The following is a 20,869-nucleotide window of genomic DNA, read 5'->3' on the forward strand; positions in this document are numbered from 1 at the left end:
AGTTGCTGGGGGACCTCACACCCTTTTTGTGGACCGCGCGGCTGTGTTTCGACGTGATCAGGGGCGCGCGGTTGGCATTGGGGGTGTGAGGTTGTGGTGGAACCAGGTGGGTGTTCGCCGCGTCCAAGGGGTGGGTGGGTTCGACGAAGGGGAGCGGTGTGAGCGTGACGCGGTGGTGGGTGGCCGGTCTGGTGGGGGTATTGGCGTCGGTCGCTGGATGTGGCGGGGCGACCGAGGATGCGCCGGTTGCGGAGTCGTCGACGAGCTCGGTGGTTGCGACACCGGTGGAGGAGGAGCCGTGGGATCCCTGCACCATTCCGGACAGTGCCGTCGAGGCTGCGGGGTTGGATGTGGAGAGCAAGAGTACGAATCTGTTCGGAGACGCGCCGCTGTCCACCGAATGGATGACCTGCATCTGGACGGACCCTGACCCCGGGTCGTGGTATTTCCTGGGAGTGTTCTCCTCTCACCACGACCTCGCTTATCTGCAGGCGAACGAGCAGTTCGGTGACTTCTCGGCACCCAATAGTGCTGGTGCTGTGCAGTTTCGGCGAACTGCGAGTTACGACGAGGTCAGCTGTGGTGTCGCGTACGAGGTGGTTGGGGGAATCGTGTACTTCATTCTCGACGGTAGGGCCGGGCGCGAGCCTCGGAGCGAACCGTGTTCGGAGATCGGTCGAGTCACGGAAGCTTTGCAGACCAACCTGCCGGCGCGGGCACGGTAGATCGAAAGGTAGAGGTTCGATGGCATCTGGAAACGGCGATCTATTCGAGTCGATGCAGTATTGGAAGAACCTCTCGGAACGTGCAGAGGCAGGGTTGATGGAGATCCCGGAGAACGTTGCTGCCCAGTGTGATCAGGTCTGCGCCGAATACATCGACCATCTTGCTGAAATGCTGGGGAAGACCAAATTTCTCGTGGATCTCGAAGCCTTCGGCACGCTTCCGTCAGCCCAACAGCTGGGTCGCAAGTTCAAACGACTTGCCGATGGGGAAGAAAGGTCGGCGGCTGTGGCGATCAGGCAGCACATCGAGGTCATTCAATTGATGCGATCGGTGTTTCGACGCTATTTCGTCGAGACCGAAGAGGTCGATCGGAGTGTGGGAGCTCGGATCGGCGATATCGGGTCGGGTCTGGGCGGATAGCCCGCAACGTCACACCCTTTCTGAAAACCTCACACCCCTGGCATGACGTGAACCCCGGCGCTCGGTCGGCAAAAAGGGTGTGAGGTCCCGCGACCCCGCGCGACCCCCGCAGCGAAGCGTCGAACATTGTCTGAAATGTCCGTAATAGGAACTCTCACAATACAATCGAGGCAACATTCGCGAATCGGGTGACCTGGTCTGCGATCGTGTTGTTCGACCCCGTCATCCCCATCCCGATCACCCTCACCGCCGTCGTGATGATCGTCGTCGTCGCGGTCCTGGTCGCACGCGGGCCACCACGAGTGGAACATGAGAAACTGACCACATGAGTATCGGAACCTTGATTCTGCTTCGTCACGGCGAGAGCGAATGGAATGCGTCCAACCAGTTCACCGGTTGGGTGGACGTGCGACTGACCGAGAAGGGTGAGGCCGAGGGCAAGCGTGCCGGTCAGCTCCTCGCCGAGGCGGGCATACTGCCCGACCTGCTGTACACCTCGCTGCTGCGTCGCGCGATCAGCACCGCCAACCTCGCACTCGACGCCGCCGATCGGCACTGGATTCCCGTCGTCCGCGACTGGCGTCTGAACGAACGGCACTACGGCGCGCTGCAGGGGCTGAACAAGGCCGAAACCAAGGACAAGTACGGCAACGAGCAGTTCATGCTGTGGCGTCGTAGCTACGACACCCCGCCGCCGCCCATCGAGATCGACAGCGAGCACAGCCAGGACGCCGATCCGCGCTACGCAGATCTGGACAGCGTTCCGCTGACCGAGTGCCTCGCAGACGTCGTCGAGCGCCTGATTCCGTACTTCGAGGAGACGATCGTCGCCGATCTGAAGGCCGGCAAGAACGTGCTCGTCGCCGCGCACGGCAACTCGCTGCGCGCTCTCGTGAAGTACCTCGACGAGATCTCCGACGCCGATATCGCCGAGCTCAACATCCCCACCGGCATTCCGCTGAAGTACGACCTCACCGAGGTCGACGGCAAGCTCAAGCCCACCAACCCGGGCGGCACCTACCTCGACCCCGAAGCAGCGGCCGCAGGTGCAGCTGCCGTGGCAAACCAGGGCGGTAAGTAGCTCCACCACGCCCAAACCGACGTTTTGTCGTAACTGCAGGTGAACGATCGAAGAACACTGCCGACGGGGACTATGACGACCAGGGAAATGCCTGCACCCTGCGTATGTGAGCTGTCCATCGAACGTACGATTCCGGTGTGAGTGTTGCATCGGCCGTACTACTGGCTATCGCCACGGCCTTCGTGGGATACCTCGTCGGCGGTGTTCTGATCCCGTACCTCAACACTCGACACTCGGAGCGCCGCCGAGCCACGTCCGGGCTCACGATGTCCCAGGTACTGGACCTGATCGTCCTCGCATCGGAGAGCGGCATCGCCGTCGTCGACCAATTTCACGACGTCGTGCTGTTCAACCCGCGCGCCGAGGAGTTGGGGCTGGTGCGTAACCGGCTGATCGACGATCGGGCATGGGACGCCGTCCTCAAGGTCCTCGCCGACGGCAACCCCGTCGAAGTGGACCTCAGCTCGAAGAACCCCAGAACCGGCCGCGACAAGATCGCCGTCCGCTGCGTCGCCCGGCTGCTCAGCAAGGAAGACAAGCGGTTCGTGGTGCTGTTCGCCGACGACGATTCCGAGCAGGTCCGGATGGAGGCGACGCGTCGGGACTTCGTGGCCAACGTCAGCCACGAACTCAAGACACCCGTCGGCGCGATGAGCCTCCTGGCGGAGGCGCTGCTCGAGTCCGCAGACGACCCCGACTCGGTGAGGCACTTCGGCGGCAAGGTCGTCGCCGAATCCAAACGGCTCGGCAACATGGTGACCGAACTGATCGCACTGTCCCGCCTGCAAGGTGCCGAGAAGCTACCCGACCTCGAGGTCGTCGACGTCGACACCGTCGTCAACGAGGCGATGGATCGATCCAAGCTCGCCGCCGAGAACGCCGGCATCTCCGTCACCACCGACCACCCGAGCGGCCTCGAAGTTCTCGGCGATCAAGCGCTGCTGGTGACGGCCCTGGCCAACCTCATCCAGAACGCCATCGCCTACTCCTCCGACGGCGCGCCGGTCTCGGTGAGCCGCGCCCTACGCGGAGACCACGTCGCGTTCGCCGTCACCGACCGCGGCATCGGCATCGCCAAGGAAGACCAGGAACGCGTCTTCGAGAGATTCTTCCGCGTCGACAAAGCTCGGTCGCGGGCAACCGGTGGCACAGGCCTGGGCCTGGCCATCGCCAAACACGTCGCAGCCAACCACAACGGCAGCATCTCGCTGTGGAGCAAGCTGGGCACCGGATCCACCTTCACCCTCCAGATCCCTGCGTACTTCGAAGAAGAAGACGACGCTTCGGTTACAGAAAGAGAGAATCAGTGACCAACGTTCTGATCGTGGAAGACGAAGAGTCGTTGGCCGATCCATTGGCCTTCCTGCTCCGCAAGGAAGGTTTCGAGGCCACGGTCGTCGGAGACGGACCGTCGGCGCTCGCGGAATTCGATCGCGCAGGAGCAGACATCGTGTTGCTCGACCTCATGCTCCCCGGCATGAGCGGAACCGACGTGTGCAAGCAATTGCGTTCGCGCTCAGGCGTTCCCGTGATCATGGTGACCGCACGTGACAGTGAGATCGACAAGGTCGTCGGCCTCGAACTCGGTGCCGACGACTACGTAACCAAGCCGTACTCGGCACGCGAACTCATCGCCCGCATCCGCGCAGTTCTGCGGCGCGGCTCCGACGCCGAGGTCGACGGCGGAGTCGATACCGGAGTGCTCGAAGCCGGACCGGTGCGCATGGACGTCGAACGCCACGTGGTGATGGTCGGATCCGAGCAGATCACGTTGCCGCTCAAGGAATTCGATCTGCTCGAGTACTTGCTGCGCAACTCCGGTCGAGTGCTGACCCGCGGACAGTTGATCGACCGCGTGTGGGGAGCCGACTACGTGGGCGACACCAAGACCCTCGACGTGCACGTCAAGCGACTGCGCTCGAAGATCGAAGCGGACCCGGCCAAGCCGGAACACCTCGTCACCGTGCGCGGACTGGGCTACAAACTCGAGGGATAAAGCCTGCGGCATGTGAGCGGAAACTCGTAGTGGGCTACGAGGTTTCGCTCACGTGCGGCGCAGCCGCTCTATCGACGCTGCGCCTCACGAGTGGCCGGATGCACTGCGATCAGACCCAGACCGCGGCGACGCTTGCACAGCGATGCCAGTTCGTCGTAGGCCGCCTTGCCGAGTAGTTCGGTCAATTCCGGTTTGTAGGACTCGAACACCTGCTTCGATCCGACGTGCGCATCGGGCGAGCCCGAGCAGTACCAGTGCAGATCGAGACCGCCTTCGCCCCAGCCGCGTCGGTCGTACTCGCCGATCGTGGTCTTGAGGATCTCCGAGCCGTCCGGCCGCGTCACCCAGTCCTGGGTGCGCCGGATCGGCAACTGCCAGCACACGTCGGGCTTGACCTCGAGCGGCTCGATGCCCTTGCGCAGCGCCATCGAATGCAGCGCGCACCCGATTCCGCCCTCGAACCCGGGACGGTTCTGGAAGATGCAGGCACCCTTGTAGCGCCGCGTCCGCAGCGACTGCTCGTCGTCGAGATCGTCGTATTCGACGTACCCCTTCTTGCCCAGACCCTTGTCCATCAGCTGCCAGTCCTGCGTAGTGAGCAACTTCACGGACTCGTCGAGCTTGCGTTTGTCGTCCTCGTCGGACAGGAAAGCCCCGTGGGAGCAGCAACCGTCGTCGGGGCGGCCCTCGACGGTTCCCTGACAGGCCGGAGTTCCGAACACGCAGGTCCAGTTGGACAACAACCACGTCAGATCCGCAGCGATGAGGTGTTCCGAATTGTCGGGGTCGGGAAACTCGACCCATTCTCGCGGGAAATCCATCTCGACCTCTGCAGCGAACGACTGCTGCTCACGACCTGCTGTCACAAACGACGACGGTAGACCCAGTACCGTGGGCATGTGCGAATAGGGGTGCTCGACGCCGGTACGGACGCGGCTCGAGGCGACTCGTAGCGTTCGTAACGCGGATCGTCGTGGCCGACCGTGCAGAATTGGAAGGTGTCAGCGCCGACAGGTCGCCACCACTGGTGGCCGGGGCTCTGGTAGCGGAGGCGAGCATGCGGGCATCGACAGCGGAGTCACCCGAGATATGCCCGTGGGCGCTGAAGGAAGGTTTGATGTTGAGGAAGCTGGACCCCGAAACCGACGGCGATCCGGTGGTGAGCTCGAGATGAGCGACACCAACCCGGAGGACACCGGACAGATCTCGGTTGCCGAGCTGCTGGCTCGAAACGGTCAGAAGACGAACCTGAGCGCAGGCGGTCGCCGTCGCCGCGGCGTCAAGGGCGGCATCTCCGTCGCCGAGCTGACCGGTGAGATCCCCGTCGTTCGCGACGAGCCCGGCAACCGCAGCGCCCCGGTGGTCGAGTCCCCGACTCCCGACGCGTCCGGGCCCGAGACGCCCGAGACGCCCGACGTCGCCCCGGCCGCTCCGCAGAGCAGCGATGCGGCCGAGGACGATGCACCCGCCGCCGTCTCTTCCCGGCCGCAACCAGCCAAGCCGCAGACCACTCGCCCCACCCCGTTCCAACCGGCAGGCAAGCGCGAGAAGCAGCAGCCCGAGCCGGAACTGCTGTCCGGCTCCACCACGGTTGCCGGTGACCTGCTGAACCGCTCGCACGACGACACCGAACGGTCCAAGCGCCCGGCTGTGTCCACGGCGCCGGCGCCCGATCGGCTTCCGTACGGATCCACCGCGGCCGAGCAGGGCCGGACCCGCAAGCCTGTGGGATTCCGAGCCTCGCGGCAGGTCGAGGTGGTCGAGCCGAACACCGACGTCGCTCCGCGTGCCGCGGTCATCGACGTCGACGACCTGGCCAAGACTGCGGTGTCTCCGCGCATTGCGCGCGCCGACGACACGACGGCCGAGTCGGCCGACGAGTCGGCGAAGGTCGATACGTCCGCCGCCACCGAGGTCGTCGATCTCGTGAAGCCGGAGATCGACGACGAACCGAAGACCGCGACCGACGTCGAGGCCGACACCGAAGACGCACCGGACTCGGAGGCCGACAGCGCTACTGCGGCCTCGCGGACCGACCGCCGGGCAGCGGCCGTCAAGGGTAAGGGCGGTGCCGTCCGGCAATGGCTGGTGCTGATCGGTCAGGCCGTGGTGTCGATCGCCGTCGGCGCGCTGCTGTTCAAGGGCTTCGAGCAACTGTGGGACGTGTTGCCGTGGGTCGCTCTGGTGCTGTCGGTGCTGGTCATCGTCGGGCTCGTCGCGGTGGTGCGGATTCTGCGACGCACCGACGATCTGATCTCGATCGTCATCGCGATCGCGGTCGGTGTCTTCGTCACGCTCGGTCCGCTCGCCTTCCAACTCAGTACCGGCTGAGTCGGCACACCGATGGGCGCGAAGCGAATTCAGGTAGGACTGTCCACGGCCTCGGTCTACCCGCAGAACACCGAGGCGGCGTTCCGATACGCGGCAGAGCTCGGGTACGACGGCATCGAATTGATGGTGTGGGCCGAGTCCGTCAGCCAGGACGTCGACGCGGTGGCCGCGCTCTCGCGGGAGTACTCGATGCCGGTGCAGGCCATCCACGCGCCGTGTCTGCTGATCTCGCAGCGAGTGTGGGGATCCGATCCGGTCACCAAACTCGCACGCTCGGTCGAGGCGGCCGAGAAGCTGGAGTCGGCAACGGTCGTGGTGCACCCACCGTTCCGGTGGCAACGCAAGTACAGCGACGGCTTCGCCGATCAGGTCGCCGAACTCGAATCGAACTCGCACGTGGTGGTCGCCGTCGAGAACATGTTCCCCATGCGCGCCGACCGCTTCTTCGGGCGCAAGGAGAAATCCGCACAGCGACTCGAACGACGCGGTGGTCCGGGCGCGGCACTGTCGGCGTTCTCGCCGTCCTACGACCCGACCGACGTCGGCCACGGGCACTACACCCTCGACCTCTCGCACACGGCCACCGCAGGCTCCGACGCGCTCGAGATGCTCGACCGGATGGGCGAGGGCATCGCGCACCTGCATCTGGCCGACGGCCGGGGCGCATCGGTGGACGAGCACCTGATCCCCGGCCACGGCAGCCAACCGTGCGTGGAGGTGTGCACCGAACTGGTGCGCCGCGGCTTCGAGGGGCAGGCGGTCATCGAGATCAACACACAGAACGCGCGGACGGTCCCCGAGCGTTCCTCGATGCTCGGGCAAGCACTGCAGTTCGCCCGCGCACACCTGTCCTGAGGCCGCCGGTAAGTTGTCGGAAATGAGTTCCGCCAGCCCCTTCACCGCCGCCACCACCCTGACCGCGCTCGAGGTCGCCGCCGACACCGCGTCGTTCGCGGGCGCGGTCGACTCCACCTGGACCATCGGTCCGAAGGTGCACGGCGGCGTGATGCTTGCCGTCTGCGCGGCAGCAGCGCGCAAGCACATCGTCACGACCGACCCGGACCAGGCCGAGATCCAGCCGCTCGCGGTGAGCGTCAGCTACCTGGCCGCTCCCGATCCCGGCGAGGTCGCGCTGACGACGGTGGTACGCAAGCGCGGCCGTCAGGTCTCGCACGTCGACGTCGAACTCACCCAGGCCGGACGCGTTGCCGTGCGGGCGGTGGTGACCCTCGGTCGTCCCGATTCCGAGGAACCCCACCACGAGACGCCGACGTCGTTGGCGTCGATGGCAGCCGAGCCGCCGGCCGAGACCCTCGCGGTGGCGGGCGATCATCCGATGGCGTCGATCGTGCACGTCGCCAAGGGCTGCGAGATGCGGATCGACGCGTCGTCGGCGTCGTTCCTGACCGGCCAGCAGGGCGAGGCGGAGATTCGACTGTGGGTGCGTCCCTTCGCGGGCGACGAGGTCGACCTCGACACCGCAGTGCTGTTCGCACTGATGACCGGAGACATCTCGGCTCCGGTGACCATGAACCGCGGAATGTTCGGTTGGGCTCCGACCGTGCAGTTGACGACCTACCTGCGACGCCGTCCGGCACCGGGGTGGCTGCGGGTGGCGGCGACCAGCACCGTCATCGGCAGCACCTGGTTCGAGGAGGACCACGTGGTGCTGGATTCGACCGGTGCCGTCGTGGTGCAGAGCAGACAGTTGGCGATGGTGCCGCGCTCGAACTGACATGGCAGGCTTGGTCGTATGACGAGAATTGCAGTGATCGGCGGCGGACGGATCGGTGAGGCGTTGATTGCGGGACTCCTCGAGTCCGGCCACGCAGTGCGCGATCTGGTGGTCGCCGAGAAGTCCGAGGCCCGCGCCAAGGAGATCGCCAAGGAATTCGGAGTACTGACCACCACCGTCGGCGACGCATCCGAGGGAGCCGATGTGATCGTGCTGGCGGTCAAGCCGGCCGACGTCGAAGCGGCACTGACCGAGATCACGAAGATCGAACTCGACGGCGATCGCGAACAACTCATCGTCTCGCTGGCCGCAGGAGTCCCTACCGCCAAGTTCGAGCCCAAGCTCCCCGCCGGCTTCCCGGTCGTTCGGGTCATGCCCAATACCCCGATGCTGGTGGGGGAGGGCGTCAGCGTGTTGGCACCGGGCAAGTACGCCCGCGCCGAGCACCTCGAACTCGTGCGCTCGATCCTCTCGGCCGTCGGCAAGGTGGTCGTGGTCAAGGAGAACCAGCTCGACGCCGTGACGGCCGTGTCCGGCTCCGGGCCGGCCTACTTCTTCCTCGTGGCCGAGGCCATGATCGACGCCGGAGTGGGCCTGGGATTGAGCCGCGACGTGGCGTCGGCGCTCGTGGTTCAGACGATGGTGGGGTCCGGGGCGATGCTCGATCGCTCCGACGAGAGCGCGAGCGAGCTTCGATATGCGGTGACTTCTCCGGGCGGAACGACCGCCGCAGCAGTGCGTGAATTGGAGAGAAAGGGCGTCCGAGCAGCGTTTTTCGATGCCCTCGGTGCCGCAAATGCCCGATCCATTGAGATGGGCATCACAGCAGAATAAAAAATCTTTTACCCACTCCCGTCGCAGTAACCCCATCTGTCCCTATAGGCTCGGGGGCAGCACGTGCGTGTCTGTTCGGCAGGAGGGGAAGCCTGCCGCATGAGACGTGCCGGAGGTATGTGGATTGATGGCGTCTATAAACAAGCCGTCCAAGGGTTCGTCCCCGGACGGTCAACCGGCCCTGGCCGGAACGCAGTTCCTCACGGTCGCCGAAGTGGCGACGCTGATGAGGGTTTCGAAAATGACCGTGTACCGGCTGGTGCACGGCGGAGAATTGCCCGCTGTACGAGTGGGTCGGTCTTTTCGTGTGCACGCCAAGGCGGTCCACGACTATCTCGAGACCTCGTACTTCGACGCAGGCTAGTAGTGCACGTGGGGCCGGTTTCGTAAGTCCTGGTTCACACCGGTAGGATTGGCGCTCGTCGTGCCAGCCAGCCGGTGTGCAGCCGTGGGCGAGTACGTGGCCCCAGCGCCAGCTCGGTGACCAAGGCTTTTGGCTCGAAGCCCTCAGGGCTTGGTTGTCAGGTAGGCGTACGCAAACGGCGTGCGCGAAAACGCTAGAGAAGAACGTGAGGACACCCGCATGGGTTCAGTGATCAAGAAGCGTCGCAAGCGCATGTCGAAGAAGAAGCACCGCAAGTTGCTTCGTCGTACCCGCGTGCAGCGCAGGAAACTCGGCAAATAAGCCTGCCGTCATCTGCTTCATGGGGAAGCCCGTCACCATCGGTGGCGGGCTTCTTCCGTTCGAAGAACGGGCTTTGCTTCTCACCCGCGCCGAGCCCGGTCGATCCAGTAGGCTTTGCAGCGGAACCGACGTTGGGGGTGCGCAGTGAGTCCGAGCGATCGTGGATCGTCTGCGCCCCGAGTGGTCCTCGTGACCGGAGCGAGCCGATTCCTCGGCGGCTACCTCGTCACCAGACTGGCCCAGAATCCGAACATCGAGCGCGTCATCGCCGTCGATGCGGTCTCGCCGAGCAAGGATCTGTTGCGCCGCATGGGACGCGCGGAATTCGTCCGCGCCGACATTCGTAATCCGTTGATCGGCAAAGTGATTCGCAATGCCGGCGTCGACACCGTCGTGCACGCCGCCACCGTCGCCAAGCCCCCGAAATCCGGCGGCCGCGCCACGATGAAAGACCTCAACGTCATCGGCGCGATGCAGCTGTTCGCGGTCTGCCAGAAGTCACCGACCGTCGAGAGGGTGGTACTGCGTTCGTCGTCCTCGGTGTACGGCTGCAGCGCGAAGGACCCGGTGAAATTCACCGAGGAGATGAGTGCTCGACGCCCCCCGAGCGGTGGGTACGCGCGGGACTCGATCGACATCGAGGGATACGTTCGCGGTCTCGGGCGTCGACGGCCGGACATCGCGGTGTCGATCCTGCGCATGGCGCCGCTGATCGGTCCACGACTGAACGGCACCATCTCGCGCTACATGACCTCGCCGCTGATTCCCAGCATCGTCGGTCGCGACGCACGCATGCAGTTGCTGCACGAGGAAGACGCTCTGGCTGCGCTCGAGCGCGCGACTCTCGGTGGGTCGGCGGGCACGTTCAACATCGGAGCCGACGGCACGATCATGCTGTCCCAGGCGATTCGCCGAGCCGGCCGCGTTCAGGTGCCGGTGCCGTTTCCGCTGTTCAAGAGCGTCGGCCGCGCACTGATGGGCGGCATGATGCGCGAGTTCACCACCGAGCAACTCGACTACTTCCACTTCGGCTGCGGACTGGACACCACCCGCATGCGGTCCGTCCTTGGCTTCGAGCCGCGGTGGACTACGGTTCAGGCATTCGACGACTTCGTCCGAGGCGCAGCGCTGCGGCCTGTCATCAGAACCGAATGGGTGGACAGCGTCGAAGATCGACTGGTCTCGGCCGTAGAGACAGGCGCGTCCACGGCGCGGGCACTGGCGGCACTGCGTAGTTCGGGAGCGGTGCGTAGTTCGGGAGGGGACAGGTGAGCGAAGTGGCCAAAGTGATTCCATTGCACGGCGGCACGTCCGGCCGCTCGGCGCGAGCGGCTGCGGGCTCGCGTGAACGCCACCCCTCCGCCTACGCCGATCCTCGCGAGCCGACGCCGTTGTCGGCCCCAGCTCCTGCCGACGCGTCGGCAGTGACGCCCTCGCTCCCCACTCCGTTGCTGTCGATGATCGACGACACCAAGTCCACGATCGTCGACCAGATCTCCTCGGTCGCCGAGTTCGTTCGCAGGCGGCTGGCCGGTGACTACAGTGTCGACGAGTTCGGTTACGACCCGCACTTCGCCGACGCGGTCTGGCTTCCGTTGCTGCGGCCGTTGTTCGACAAGTGGTTCCGCGTCGAGGTCAAGGGCATCGAGAACATTCCGTCCGACGGCGGCGCGCTCGTCGTCGCCAACCATGCGGGCGTCGTGCCCGTCGATGCGCTGATGGCGTCGGTCGCCGTACGCGATCACCACCCGGCGCACCGCCCTCTGCGAATGTTGGCCGCCGACATGGCATTCGAGATGCCCGGCGTCGGCACGATCGCGCGCAAGGCCGGGCACACGCTCGCGTGCAACCCCGACGCCGAACGACTGCTGCGTACCGGCGAGGTCGCCGCCGTGTTCCCAGAAGGGTTCAAGGGCATCGGCAAACCGTTCAGCGAGCGCTACAAGTTGCAGCGATTCGGTCGCGGCGGATTCGTCTCGGCTGCTCTGCGGACGGGTGTGCCGATCATCCCGTGCTCCATCGTCGGCTCGGAAGAGATCTACCCCAAGATCGGCGACATCGCACCATTGGCCCGGTTGATGGGCGTCCCCTACTTTCCGGTGACGCCGTTCTTCCCGCACCTCGGCCCGCTGGGTCTGATCCCGTTGCCGTCCAAGTGGTACATCGAATTCGGCAAGCCGATCCCCACCGACGGGTACGACTCCACCGCGTTCGAGGATCCGATGGTGCTGTTCGAGTTGACCGACCACGTGCGCGAAACCATTCAGCACACGCTCTATCGACTGCTTGCCAAGAGGCGCAACGTCTTCCTGGGTTAGACGCTCGGGTTATCGTGTGGCAGTGCATATTCGCGACACTTCCGCTGCCGATCTACCCGAGATTCTCGACATCCACAACGATGCGGTCGCCAACACCACCGCCATCTGGGACGAAGAACAGGTCGATCTCGCCGATCGCACAGCCTGGTTCGAGGGCAGGATCGCCGCGGGATACCCGGTACTCACCGCGGAGGTCGACGGCCGGGTGGCCGGGTACGCGTCGTACGGGCAGTGGCGGGTCAAGAGCGGCTACCGACACTCGGTGGAACACTCGGTGTACATCCATCGAGATTTCTACCGTCGCGGGCTGGCCAGTGCGCTACTGAGCGAGTTGATCGAGCGAGCGAAAGCGAGCGACATTCACGTGTTGGTGGGGTTCATCGAGTCCGAGAACACCACGTCGATCGCTCTGCACGAGAAGTTCGGGTTCGCCACCGTCGGACAGATGCCGCAGGTGGGCGTCAAGTTCGGTCGGTGGTTGGACCTGACGCTGATGCAGCTCACTCTCTGATCACCCGCGGTCGGACGATCAGGCCTTGCGTCGGCCGATCACCGCAGCCAGTCCGCCGCCCACCGCGCCCAACGCCAACGCCGTGGGCACACCGATCTTGGCGGCCTTGCGTCCGGTGCGGTAGTCGCGGATCTCCCAACCCCGGTTCTTGGCCAGCTCACGCAGATCGGTATCGGGGTTGATCGCCACGGCGGTGCCGACCAGCGAGAGCATCGGCACGTCGTTGTGGCTGTCCGAATACGCGGTGCAGCGCTTGAGATTGAGACCCTCACGCACCGCCAGCGAGCGCACCGCGTGCGCCTTGCCGATGCCGTGCAGGATGTCGCCGACGAGACGGCCGGTGAACACTCCGTCCTTGCTTTCGGCGACGGTTCCGAGCGCGCCGGTCAGGCCGAGACGCTTGGCGATGATCTGGGCCAGTTCGAGGGGAGTGGCCGTCACCAGCCAGACCTGCTGACCGGCGTCGAGGTGCATCTGCGCCAGAGCCCGGGTGCCGGCCCAGATCTTGTCGGCGATCATCTCGTCGTAGATCTCCTCGCCGAGCCGGGTCAGCTCCGAGGTGGGACGGCCGGTGATGAACGAGAGCGCCTTCTCGCGTCCGCTGGCCACATCCTCGCTGTTCTCCTTGCCGCTGACCCTGAATTTGACCTGCTGCCAAGCGAATTGGGCCAGATCGCCGCTGGTGAAGTATTTCCGGGCGGCCAACCCGCGAGCGAAGTGAATGATCGACGCGCCCTGCACCATCGTGTTGTCCACGTCGAAGAAGGCCGCAGCAGTCAGATCCCGGGGAACGGCCCCCTCGGACTCGATCTGCAACGCCAGCGCGGCATCGGCACTGGCCTGGCCCGCAACGTTGGCGCGAACCTCGGCATCGCTCGGACCGAACGGATTGCGAATTCTGCGGATGCGGCGCTTGAACTGCTTGTCCTCGCGCGGATCGTTCGTATCGACCATGTCGATATCGGGCGTGTTCTCGATCGGCAGGTCTGTTCCCCCGTCACTCACTTCTGTCCACCTCCCAGTCGAGTCGCTCGCCGCAAGCCTAGTCGGGGTTGTCCGGACGACAGGCGAAGGGCAGCACTCCACCCCTGTCGGTCGGCCCCACGTGGGACCGGGGACTGTGACCTTCGTCTCCGTTACGGCCGTGTCACAGTGGAGGCATGCAGACGACCCCCACCGGCGTGGCTCTTCTCACCCGTGCAGGCTGCCATTCCTGCACTCACGCGCTCGAGGTCCTGAACGAGGTGTGCCGCGAATTCGACGTGGCAGTGACCGTCGTCGACGTCGACGAGGCGGCAGCGGAATCGCCTGACCTGCGTGCGGAGTACGGGGATCGAGTGCCCGTGGTGCTGCTCGACGGCATCGAACACAGTTACTGGGAGGTAGACGTGCCGCGGTTGCGGGCCGATCTGACCCGGGCAGGGCACCCTAAGAACGTGTGATTGCTCTCGCGTGTGCAGGTGAGGGCCGGTGTGCGCAACTTTGTTCATTCGTTCACAAGCAGTTACCGTGGTGTGAACAGCGTCCGTGAAATAGACACGAACGCAGGATCAGCGTGAAGATCGGCCGTCGTTGCCGTTCGGACGAGGAGCCCCAGACGTGACCGAAGAGCGCCCGTCGCCCAGCGGCGTAGAGCGGGTCATCCCTCAGGCTACGGTCACCCGTCTGGCGACGTACCTGCGGGTCCTCTCGATCCTCGCAGACGAGGGCGTTCTGATCGTCTCCAGTGAAGAACTGGCCACCGCAGCAGGCGTCGGATCGGCGAAACTGCGCAAGGACCTCTCCTTCCTCGGCCCCAACGGCGTCCGCGGAGTCGGCTACGACGTGGCCCGCCTGCGCGCCAAGATCGACAGCGCACTCGGACTCGACCGCGGCCACCGCGTCGTCCTCGCCGGAGTCGGCAACCTCGGGCAGGCGCTGGCCGGCTACGGCGGATTCGCTCGACGCGGCTTCACGATGGTCGGCCTCTTCGACAGCGACCCGGCGCGAGTGGGCACCGACGTCGAGGGACTCACCGTCCGGCACGTCGACGAACTCGTCGTCGCCTGCCGCGAACTCGAAGCGACCATCGGCGTCATCGCCACCCCCGACGAGGCCGTGCGCAGCGTCGCCGAGAAGCTCGTCTCCGGTGGCGTCGAATGCATCCTGAGCTTCTCACCCATGGTTCTCGACGTCCCCGAGCACGTCGAGGTGCGACGCGTCGACCTGGCCGTGGAGATGCAGGTGCTCTCCTTCAACAGCTCCCGCAACGTCTCCGGACCTGCCGGTATCGACGGACCGGCCATCGTCACCGCGCCCCGACCGCAGCCGGTCTCGCCGCCCCCGCTCACGTCCACGGCACGTCTCGGCCGCAGTCACGGCCCGCGCATCGCCGGCAACCCAAGCCCAGTCAACAGTTCGACAAGAAACGGATCGGTGATTGCACCGTGAGTGTCCTTCTCGTCGGGATTTCGCACCGTAGCGCTCCCGTCGCAGTCCTCGAGCGTGTCGCCATCACGGACACCGATCGCCCGAAACTGACCGACAAGTTGATGGCCAGCGGAAGCATTTCCGAGGTCATGGTGGTATCCACGTGCAATCGCGTCGAGATCTACGCCGTCGTGGACGCGTTCCACGGCGCGCTGACCGCCGTCGGCGAAGTTCTCGGTGAGCACTCCGGTCTCGAGGTCGCGGACCTCACCAAGCACGCCTACGTCCGCTACAGCGAGGCCGCCGTCGAGCACCTCTTCGCCGTGGCCAGTGGCCTCGACTCGATGGTCATCGGCGAGCAGCAGATCCTCGGCCAGATCCGCTCGGCGTACGCCGCCTCGGACGGGCAGCAGGCATCGGGCCGGGTGATGCACGAACTGGCTCAGCAGGCCCTGCGCGTGGGCAAGCGCGTGCACAGCGAAACCGGAATCGACGCCGCCGGAGCCTCGGTGGTCTCGGTCGCCCTCGACCGCGCTGCGGACCTGTTCGGCGGTTCCCTCGCCGGCCGCAAGGCCGTCGTCCTCGGAGCCGGTGCGATGGGCGGACTCGCCGTCGCGCACCTGGGCCGCGCCGGAATCGGCAGCCTGACCGTCGTCAACCGCACCCGCGAGCGAGCCGACCACCTTGCCGAGAACGCCGTCTCCAACGGCATCACGGCAACCTCGGTCGCGCTCGAGAACCTGGCCGACGCAGTCGCCGAGGCCGACATCCTCCTCACCTGTACCGGAGCGGTGGGGGCCGTGGTCTCCATCGCCGACGCCCATCTCGCTCTCGCCCGCCGCGGCTCCGATCGACCGTTGGTGATCTGCGACCTCGGTCTGCCGCGCGACGTCGACGCCGCGGTGTCGGGTCTGCCGGGCATCACCGTCTTCGACATGGAGTCCCTGCAGCGTGATCCTGCTGCCGGTGCCGCGGCGAACGACGCGTCCGCGGCTCGCGAGATCGTCTCGAGCGAACTCTCGGGATACCTTGCCGGACAACGACTTGCCGAGGTCACCCCCACTGTCACGGCACTGCGTCAGCGTGCCGCCGAGGTGGTCGAGGGAGAGCTGCTGCGGCTGGAATCGCGGCTGCCCGGACTCGACTCGCCGCAGCGCGACGAGGTGGCCCGCACCGTGCGCCGCGTCGTCGACAAGCTGCTGCATTCGCCCACCGTGCGGGTCAAGCAACTCGCCAGCACGCCGGGCGGGGATTCCTACGCCGCTGCGCTGCGTGAGTTGTTCGAGCTGAGCCCCGGCTCGGTCGACGCGGTTGCCATGCCGATGGAGATCGGCTCGCTGGAGCTGGTCGACGATTTCACCGCCAGCCGTACCGATCTGCGCTCGGACTCCTACCCCAGCGATGCCACCGGTCAGGAGCGTGCCGAATGACCGGCATCGTCAAGATCGGCACTCGCGGAAGCCTTCTCGCGACCACCCAGGCCGACACCGTTCGGGTGGCCCTCGCGGCAGCCGGAGTCGAGGCGGAACTGGTGATCGTCAAGACCGCGGGCGACCTCTCTGCTGCGCCCGTACAGACGATCGGCGTCGGTGTCTTCACCGCGGCGCTGCGTGAGGCGCTGGCCGACGGCACTGTCGACATCGCCGTGCACTCGTACAAGGATCTACCGACTGCGGCCGACGACCGGTTCACCATCGCCGCCATTCCCGCTCGCGAGGACCCGCGCGACGCCCTGGTCGCCCGGGACGGACTGGTACTCGGTGAACTGCCCGCCGACGCGAAGGTCGGCACGTCCGCGCCCCGCCGGATCGCTCAATTGCGTGCTCTCGGACAGGGATTGAACGTTCTGCCGTTGCGCGGCAACCTCGACACCAGGATCGGCAAGGTCGCGTCGGGTGAGCTCGACGCCGTCATCGTCGCCCGCGCCGGCCTGTCCCGTATCGGCAGGTTGGATGTCGTCACCGAAGCGCTCGACCCGGTGCAATTGCTTCCGGCACCCGCCCAGGGCGCGCTGGCAGTCGAATGTCGCGTCGAGGACACCGATCTCGTGACCGCGATCGCCACCCTCGACGACGCGCACTCACGCGCCGCCGTGGCGGCCGAACGTGGGTTGCTCTCCGAACTCGAAGCCGGCTGCACCGCTCCGGTCGGCGCGATCGCAGAGGTCGTCGAATCCATCGACGAGGACGGCCGCATCTTCGACGAACTGTCGTTGCGGGGCTGCGTCGCCGCCATCGACGGCAGCGACACCATCCGCGCGTCGATCGTCGGATCACCCGACCGAGCCGAGGAGCTGGGCCGAGAACTGGCCCGCGAACTGCTCGATCTCGGTGCGCGCGAACTCGTTTCAGTCACCGAACCAGCACAGGCCGGTTCTCAGGTACAGGGTGGATCTCATGTCTAGGGCCATAACGGCACCCGTCCGCGGACGCGCCAAACGCAAGGCGACTCGTCCGGTGGTGCGAAGAGAGTCGATCGCCACCGCTCGACTGATTCCGAAACGGGGCACCGCAACCCCGATAGAACTGCAGTACCCACACAAGACAGCACTGGAGAACAACCGATGAGCCCAGTCCGCAAGAACACCAACGGACGGATCCTGTTCGTGGGATCCGGGCCGGGTGACCCGGCTCTGCTCACGGTCCGGGCACGGGAAGTGCTCGGAGCGGCCGAGCTCGCGTTCACCGACCCCGACGTCGACAAGGGTGTCACCGCCCTCGTCGGTGCCGACGTTCCGCGTGACCCGGAGACGGGTGAGAACGGTGTCGAGGTTCGTCCGGCACTCGGCGAACCGGCCGAGGTCGCCAAAACCCTTCTCGCCGAGGCCAAGAACGGGCACGACGTGGTTCGCCTGGTCTCCGGTGATCCGCTCACGACCGACTCTGTGATCGCCGAGGTCAGCGCCGTCGCTCGCACGCACGTGCCGTTCGAGGTGCTCCCCGGCCTGCCGTCGGGATCGGCCGTCCCCAGCTACGCAGGCATGGCACTCGGCTCGGGTCACACCGAGGCCGACGTCCGCGGCGAGGTCGACTGGGGAGCACTCGCAGCTGCTCCGGGCCCGCTCGTACTGCACGCCACGTCGGGTCACCTGGCCGAAACCGCCAGTGCCCTCGTCGAACACGGCCTCGCGCCGCAGACGCCCGCGGCCATCACCGTCCGCGGCACCACCCGTCAGCAGCGCACCGTCGAGGCCACCCTCGCCACCCTCAACGACGCCGGATCCGAGCTCGTCGGATCACTCGTCGTCACCGTGGGCAAGGTCGTCTCGGGCCGAAACAAGATGTCCTGGTGGGAATCTCGCGCCCTGTACGGCTGGACCGTGCTGGTGCCGCGTACCAAGGATCAGGCCGGGGAGATGAGCGATCGCCTCGTCACCCACGGAGCCATCCCCATCGAGGTCCCGACCATCGCCGTCGAGCCCCCGCGCAGCCCGGCCCAGATGGAACGCTCCGTCAAGGGCCTGGTCGACGGCCGCTACCAGTGGGTCGTCTTCACCTCCACCAACGCCGTGCGCGCCGTGTGGGAGAAGTTCGAGGAGTTCGGTCTGGACGCTCGCGCGTTCTCCGGCGTCAAGATCGCCTGTGTCGGTGAGGCAACCGCGGCGAAGGTGCGCTCGTTCGGCATCAACCCCGAGCTCGTGCCCTCCGGTGAGCAGAGCTCGCTCGGACTGCTCGAGGACTTCCCGCCGTACGACGAGGTCTTCGACCCGGTCAACCGAGTTCTGTTGCCCCGCGCCGACATCGCCACCGAGACTCTCGCCGAGGGCCTGCGCGAACGGGGCTGGGAGATCGACGACGTCACCGCCTACCGCACCGTCCGGGCAGCACCGCCCCCCGCCGAGACCCGCGAGATGATCAAGACCGGCGGCTTCGACGCAGTGTGCTTCACGTCGAGTTCCACCGTCCGGAACCTGGTCGGCATCGCCGGAAAGCCACACGCCCGCACGCTCGTTGCGTGCATCGGACCCAAGACCGCCGAGACGGCCGTCGAATTCGGTCTGCGCGTGGACGTGCAGCCCGAGTCGGCTCAGGTCGGACCGTTGGTCGAGGCACTCGCCGAGCACGCGGCTCGCCTGCGCGCCGAGGGTGCGTTGCCACCGCCGCGAAAGAAGTCACGTCGGCGCTAGGTCCCACCAGAAGAGCCGAAGAGCACCCGGTCCGTAAGGAGTTCGCTTGTTCCCCACCGACCGTCCCCGACGCCTGCGCCGTACCCCGGCACTGCGTCGACTCGTGGCCGAGACCTCGCTCGAGCCACGGCATCTGGTGCTGCCGATGTTCGTGGCCGACGGCATCAGTGAGCCTCGGGCGATCAGCTCGATGCCCGGGGTCTATCAGCACACGCTGGATTCGCTGAGCGCTGCAGCCGAAGAGGCCGTCGCGGCCGGCGTCGGTGGCGTCATGCTGTTCGGGGTGCCGAGGCCCGAGGACAAGGACGAGACCGGCTCGGGTGCAACCGACCCGGACGGGATTCTCAATCGGGGTCTGGCGCGGCTGAAGGCCGACCTCGGGGATTCGACCGTCATCATGGCCGATACCTGCCTGGACGAGTTCACCTCCCACGGGCACTGCGGAGTCCTGGGGGAGAACGGTTCGATCGACAACGACGCCACCCTGCTGCGGTACGTCGACATGGCCGTCGCGCAGGCGGAGTCCGGTGCGCACCTGCTCGGACCCAGCGGAATGATGGACGGGCAGGTCGGTGCCATCCGCGCCGGACTCGACGCAGCCGGACACGTCGAGGTCGGTCAGCTGGCGTACTCGGCGAAGTACGCCTCGGCGTTCTACGGGCCGTTCCGCGAAGCCGTCGGCTCGTCGCTGCAGGGCGATCGCCGCACGTACCAGCAGGACGCGGCCAACCGTCGTGAGGCCACCCACGAAGTAGAGCTCGATCTCGCCGAGGGTGCCGACATGGTGATGGTCAAGCCGGCCATGTCGTATCTCGATATTCTTCGCGACGTCGCCGAGATGTCACCGGTTCCGGTTGCGGCGTACCAGATCTCCGGGGAATATGCCATGATCACCGCCGCCGCTCAGAACGGCTGGATCGACCGCGACGCAGCGGTACTGGAATCGCTCGTCGGCATCCGGCGCGCCGGTGCCGATGTCGTACTGACCTATTGGGCTACCGAAGTGGCGGGCTGGTTGTGAACGAATATCCTCCGAACAACAACCCGGACGGCAACCCCGACAGCAACACCCCGGGTAACCCACCGCCGCAGCCGGATTGGCAGCGCTGGGAGATGGAGCACGGGTTCCCGCAGCCAGGACCGGAGCTGGAGCCGACCCCGCGTCCGGCCCCCGTCGACGTCGAGACCGCTCGCCACCTGTGGTGGGGAGTGGCGCTGATCGGAGCGCTCTCGGCACTGTTCTCGGTGTGGACGCTGTTCGGGGCGCGCGAGGAATTTGCGCAGTCCTTGCTCGACGACCTCGCAGCGCAGGACGCGGCCGCCGACATGACGGTGGAGTCCACGCAGTCGATGGTGACGGTGATGCTCGTCGTCACGGTGTTCGTCGTACTGGGATTCGGGGCCTTGTTCCTGTTCTGGGTGAAGCGAATGCGAGCGGGCAAGATGTGGGCGCGCATGCTGCTCACCGTCATCGGATCGTTCACCGTGTTCACCACGATCCTGGAACTGTTCTCCATCGCGTCGAGCGCGGGCGCGATGAACATCGTGATGAGTGTGCTCGGTATCGGCCAGGGAGTGCTGGCCGCCGGGGCGATCTACCTGATGCACCGTCGGGAATCCAACGAATACTTCGTCGCCGCTTCGGGACAGCGGTAGTTTTCAGAACTCGATAGTTTCGGGCGTGTTCGCGGCTCCCA

The 20,869-nt window shown here is 66.0% G+C and carries 25 protein-coding genes and 1 pseudogene; 24 read left to right on the forward strand and 2 right to left on the reverse strand.

Annotated features, from left to right (window positions below; genetic code table 11):
• Window positions 1-158: 158 nt before the first annotated feature.
• From QM590_RS16695 to QM590_RS16720, 6 genes are all read left to right on the forward strand, one after another.
• A complete protein-coding gene (locus tag QM590_RS16695; RefSeq protein ID WP_269595724.1) occupies window positions 159-725 on the forward strand; it encodes a DUF3558 domain-containing protein in 567 nt (188 codons plus the stop codon).
• 97 nt (window positions 726-822) lie between these two features.
• The gene (locus QM590_RS16700; protein WP_269595725.1) at window positions 823-1,146 is read left to right on the forward strand and encodes a hypothetical protein; all 324 of its coding nucleotides are present in this window, start codon (window positions 823-825) and stop codon (window positions 1,144-1,146) included.
• Between the two features lie 188 nt (window positions 1,147-1,334).
• Window positions 1,335-1,475, forward strand: a complete 141-nt coding sequence (locus QM590_RS16705) for a hypothetical protein (RefSeq protein WP_269595726.1) — start codon at window positions 1,335-1,337, stop codon at window positions 1,473-1,475.
• Window positions 1,472-2,227, forward strand: coding sequence for a phosphoglyceromutase (locus tag QM590_RS16710; RefSeq protein ID WP_269595727.1), 756 nt, complete (start codon window positions 1,472-1,474; stop codon window positions 2,225-2,227). Before QM590_RS16705 ends, QM590_RS16710 begins: the two co-directional genes overlap by 4 nt.
• 137 nt (window positions 2,228-2,364) lie before the next feature.
• On the forward strand, window positions 2,365-3,537 hold the full coding sequence (locus QM590_RS16715) for a sensor histidine kinase (protein WP_269595728.1): 1,173 nt from the start codon (window positions 2,365-2,367) through the stop codon (window positions 3,535-3,537).
• Window positions 3,534-4,223, forward strand: coding sequence for a winged helix-turn-helix domain-containing protein (locus QM590_RS16720; protein WP_032380369.1), 690 nt, complete (start codon window positions 3,534-3,536; stop codon window positions 4,221-4,223). The genes QM590_RS16715 and QM590_RS16720 overlap by 4 nt, the downstream gene beginning before the upstream one ends.
• Window positions 4,224-4,291: 68 nt before the next feature.
• Here QM590_RS16720 and QM590_RS16725 read toward each other — a convergent pair whose 3' ends face one another.
• Entirely contained in the window at window positions 4,292-5,044 is a 753-nt protein-coding gene (locus QM590_RS16725) for a DUF3109 family protein (protein WP_269595768.1), read from the reverse strand.
• Window positions 5,045-5,112: 68 nt separating this feature from the next.
• On the opposite strand from QM590_RS16725, the pseudogene QM590_RS16730 reads away from it, so the two are divergent.
• The 10 genes and pseudogenes from QM590_RS16730 to QM590_RS16775 form a co-directional block, all read left to right on the forward strand.
• Window positions 5,113-5,397, forward strand: a pseudogene (locus tag QM590_RS16730) (Ppx/GppA phosphatase family protein); the annotation flags it as partial.
• Window positions 5,394-6,554, forward strand: coding sequence for an Rv0497 family membrane protein (locus tag QM590_RS16735; protein ID WP_269595729.1), 1,161 nt, complete (start codon window positions 5,394-5,396; stop codon window positions 6,552-6,554). The pseudogene QM590_RS16730 and the gene QM590_RS16735, both read left to right, overlap by 4 nt.
• A gap of 12 nt (window positions 6,555-6,566) precedes the next feature.
• Window positions 6,567-7,409 carry a sugar phosphate isomerase/epimerase family protein gene (locus QM590_RS16740; protein ID WP_269595730.1) on the forward strand — a complete coding sequence of 281 codons (843 nt, stop codon included), beginning with the start codon at window positions 6,567-6,569 and terminating at the stop codon, window positions 7,407-7,409.
• Window positions 7,410-7,431: 22 nt separating this feature from the next.
• A complete protein-coding gene (locus QM590_RS16745) occupies window positions 7,432-8,289 on the forward strand; it encodes a thioesterase family protein (RefSeq protein ID WP_269595731.1) in 858 nt (285 codons plus the stop codon).
• A gap of 18 nt (window positions 8,290-8,307) precedes the next feature.
• Window positions 8,308-9,123: a pyrroline-5-carboxylate reductase gene (proC, locus tag QM590_RS16750; RefSeq protein WP_068282380.1), complete on the forward strand. Its 816-nt coding sequence runs from the start codon at window positions 8,308-8,310 to the stop codon at window positions 9,121-9,123.
• 127 nt (window positions 9,124-9,250) lie between these two features.
• Entirely contained in the window at window positions 9,251-9,487 is a 237-nt protein-coding gene (locus tag QM590_RS16755) for a helix-turn-helix domain-containing protein (RefSeq protein WP_008713658.1), read from the forward strand.
• Window positions 9,488-9,706: 219 nt separating this feature from the next.
• Window positions 9,707-9,808, forward strand: coding sequence for a 30S ribosomal protein bS22 (locus QM590_RS16760; protein ID WP_003402602.1), 102 nt, complete (start codon window positions 9,707-9,709; stop codon window positions 9,806-9,808).
• A gap of 144 nt (window positions 9,809-9,952) precedes the next feature.
• Entirely contained in the window at window positions 9,953-11,080 is a 1,128-nt protein-coding gene (locus tag QM590_RS16765; RefSeq protein ID WP_255183048.1) for an NAD-dependent epimerase/dehydratase family protein, read from the forward strand.
• On the forward strand, window positions 11,077-12,126 hold the full coding sequence (locus tag QM590_RS16770) for a lysophospholipid acyltransferase family protein (protein WP_094670491.1): 1,050 nt from the start codon (window positions 11,077-11,079) through the stop codon (window positions 12,124-12,126). The genes QM590_RS16765 and QM590_RS16770 overlap by 4 nt, the downstream gene beginning before the upstream one ends.
• 22 nt (window positions 12,127-12,148) lie before the next feature.
• Window positions 12,149-12,637, forward strand: coding sequence for a GNAT family N-acetyltransferase (locus QM590_RS16775; protein WP_094641470.1), 489 nt, complete (start codon window positions 12,149-12,151; stop codon window positions 12,635-12,637).
• 18 nt (window positions 12,638-12,655) lie between these two features.
• Here QM590_RS16775 and QM590_RS16780 read toward each other — a convergent pair whose 3' ends face one another.
• The gene (locus QM590_RS16780; protein ID WP_068046474.1) at window positions 12,656-13,591 is read right to left on the reverse strand and encodes an HAD family hydrolase; all 936 of its coding nucleotides are present in this window, start codon (window positions 13,589-13,591) and stop codon (window positions 12,656-12,658) included.
• A gap of 206 nt (window positions 13,592-13,797) precedes the next feature.
• On the opposite strand from QM590_RS16780, the gene QM590_RS16785 reads away from it, so the two are divergent.
• The 8 genes from QM590_RS16785 (at window position 13,798) to QM590_RS16820 (ending at window position 20,828) form a co-directional block, all read left to right on the forward strand.
• Window positions 13,798-14,079, forward strand: a complete 282-nt coding sequence (locus QM590_RS16785) for a glutaredoxin family protein (RefSeq protein WP_068046471.1) — start codon at window positions 13,798-13,800, stop codon at window positions 14,077-14,079.
• A gap of 157 nt (window positions 14,080-14,236) precedes the next feature.
• On the forward strand, window positions 14,237-15,067 hold the full coding sequence (locus tag QM590_RS16790; RefSeq protein WP_269595732.1) for a redox-sensing transcriptional repressor Rex: 831 nt from the start codon (window positions 14,237-14,239) through the stop codon (window positions 15,065-15,067).
• Window positions 15,064-16,476 (forward strand): glutamyl-tRNA reductase, encoded by a 1,413-nt coding sequence (locus QM590_RS16795; protein ID WP_094670492.1) that lies wholly within the window; start codon window positions 15,064-15,066, stop codon window positions 16,474-16,476. Before QM590_RS16790 ends, QM590_RS16795 begins: the two co-directional genes overlap by 4 nt.
• Window positions 16,473-17,450, forward strand: coding sequence for a hydroxymethylbilane synthase (gene hemC, locus QM590_RS16800; protein WP_269595733.1), 978 nt, complete (start codon window positions 16,473-16,475; stop codon window positions 17,448-17,450). The genes QM590_RS16795 and hemC overlap by 4 nt, the downstream gene beginning before the upstream one ends.
• Window positions 17,443-17,613 carry a hypothetical protein gene (locus tag QM590_RS16805; protein ID WP_156516050.1) on the forward strand — a complete coding sequence of 57 codons (171 nt, stop codon included), beginning with the start codon at window positions 17,443-17,445 and terminating at the stop codon, window positions 17,611-17,613. Before hemC ends, QM590_RS16805 begins: the two co-directional genes overlap by 8 nt.
• The gene (locus QM590_RS16810) at window positions 17,610-19,172 is read left to right on the forward strand and encodes a bifunctional uroporphyrinogen-III C-methyltransferase/uroporphyrinogen-III synthase (RefSeq protein WP_269595734.1); all 1,563 of its coding nucleotides are present in this window, start codon (window positions 17,610-17,612) and stop codon (window positions 19,170-19,172) included. The genes QM590_RS16805 and QM590_RS16810 overlap by 4 nt, the downstream gene beginning before the upstream one ends.
• Window positions 19,173-19,218: 46 nt before the next feature.
• On the forward strand, window positions 19,219-20,193 hold the full coding sequence (hemB, locus tag QM590_RS16815; RefSeq protein ID WP_094641072.1) for a porphobilinogen synthase: 975 nt from the start codon (window positions 19,219-19,221) through the stop codon (window positions 20,191-20,193).
• Window positions 20,190-20,828, forward strand: a complete 639-nt coding sequence (locus QM590_RS16820) for a hypothetical protein (RefSeq protein ID WP_094641073.1) — start codon at window positions 20,190-20,192, stop codon at window positions 20,826-20,828. Before hemB ends, QM590_RS16820 begins: the two co-directional genes overlap by 4 nt.
• Window positions 20,829-20,869: the final 41 nt, after the last annotated feature.

Source organism: Rhodococcus sp. IEGM 1372, assembly GCF_030056835.1.
Taxonomy (GTDB): domain Bacteria; phylum Actinomycetota; class Actinomycetes; order Mycobacteriales; family Mycobacteriaceae; genus Rhodococcoides.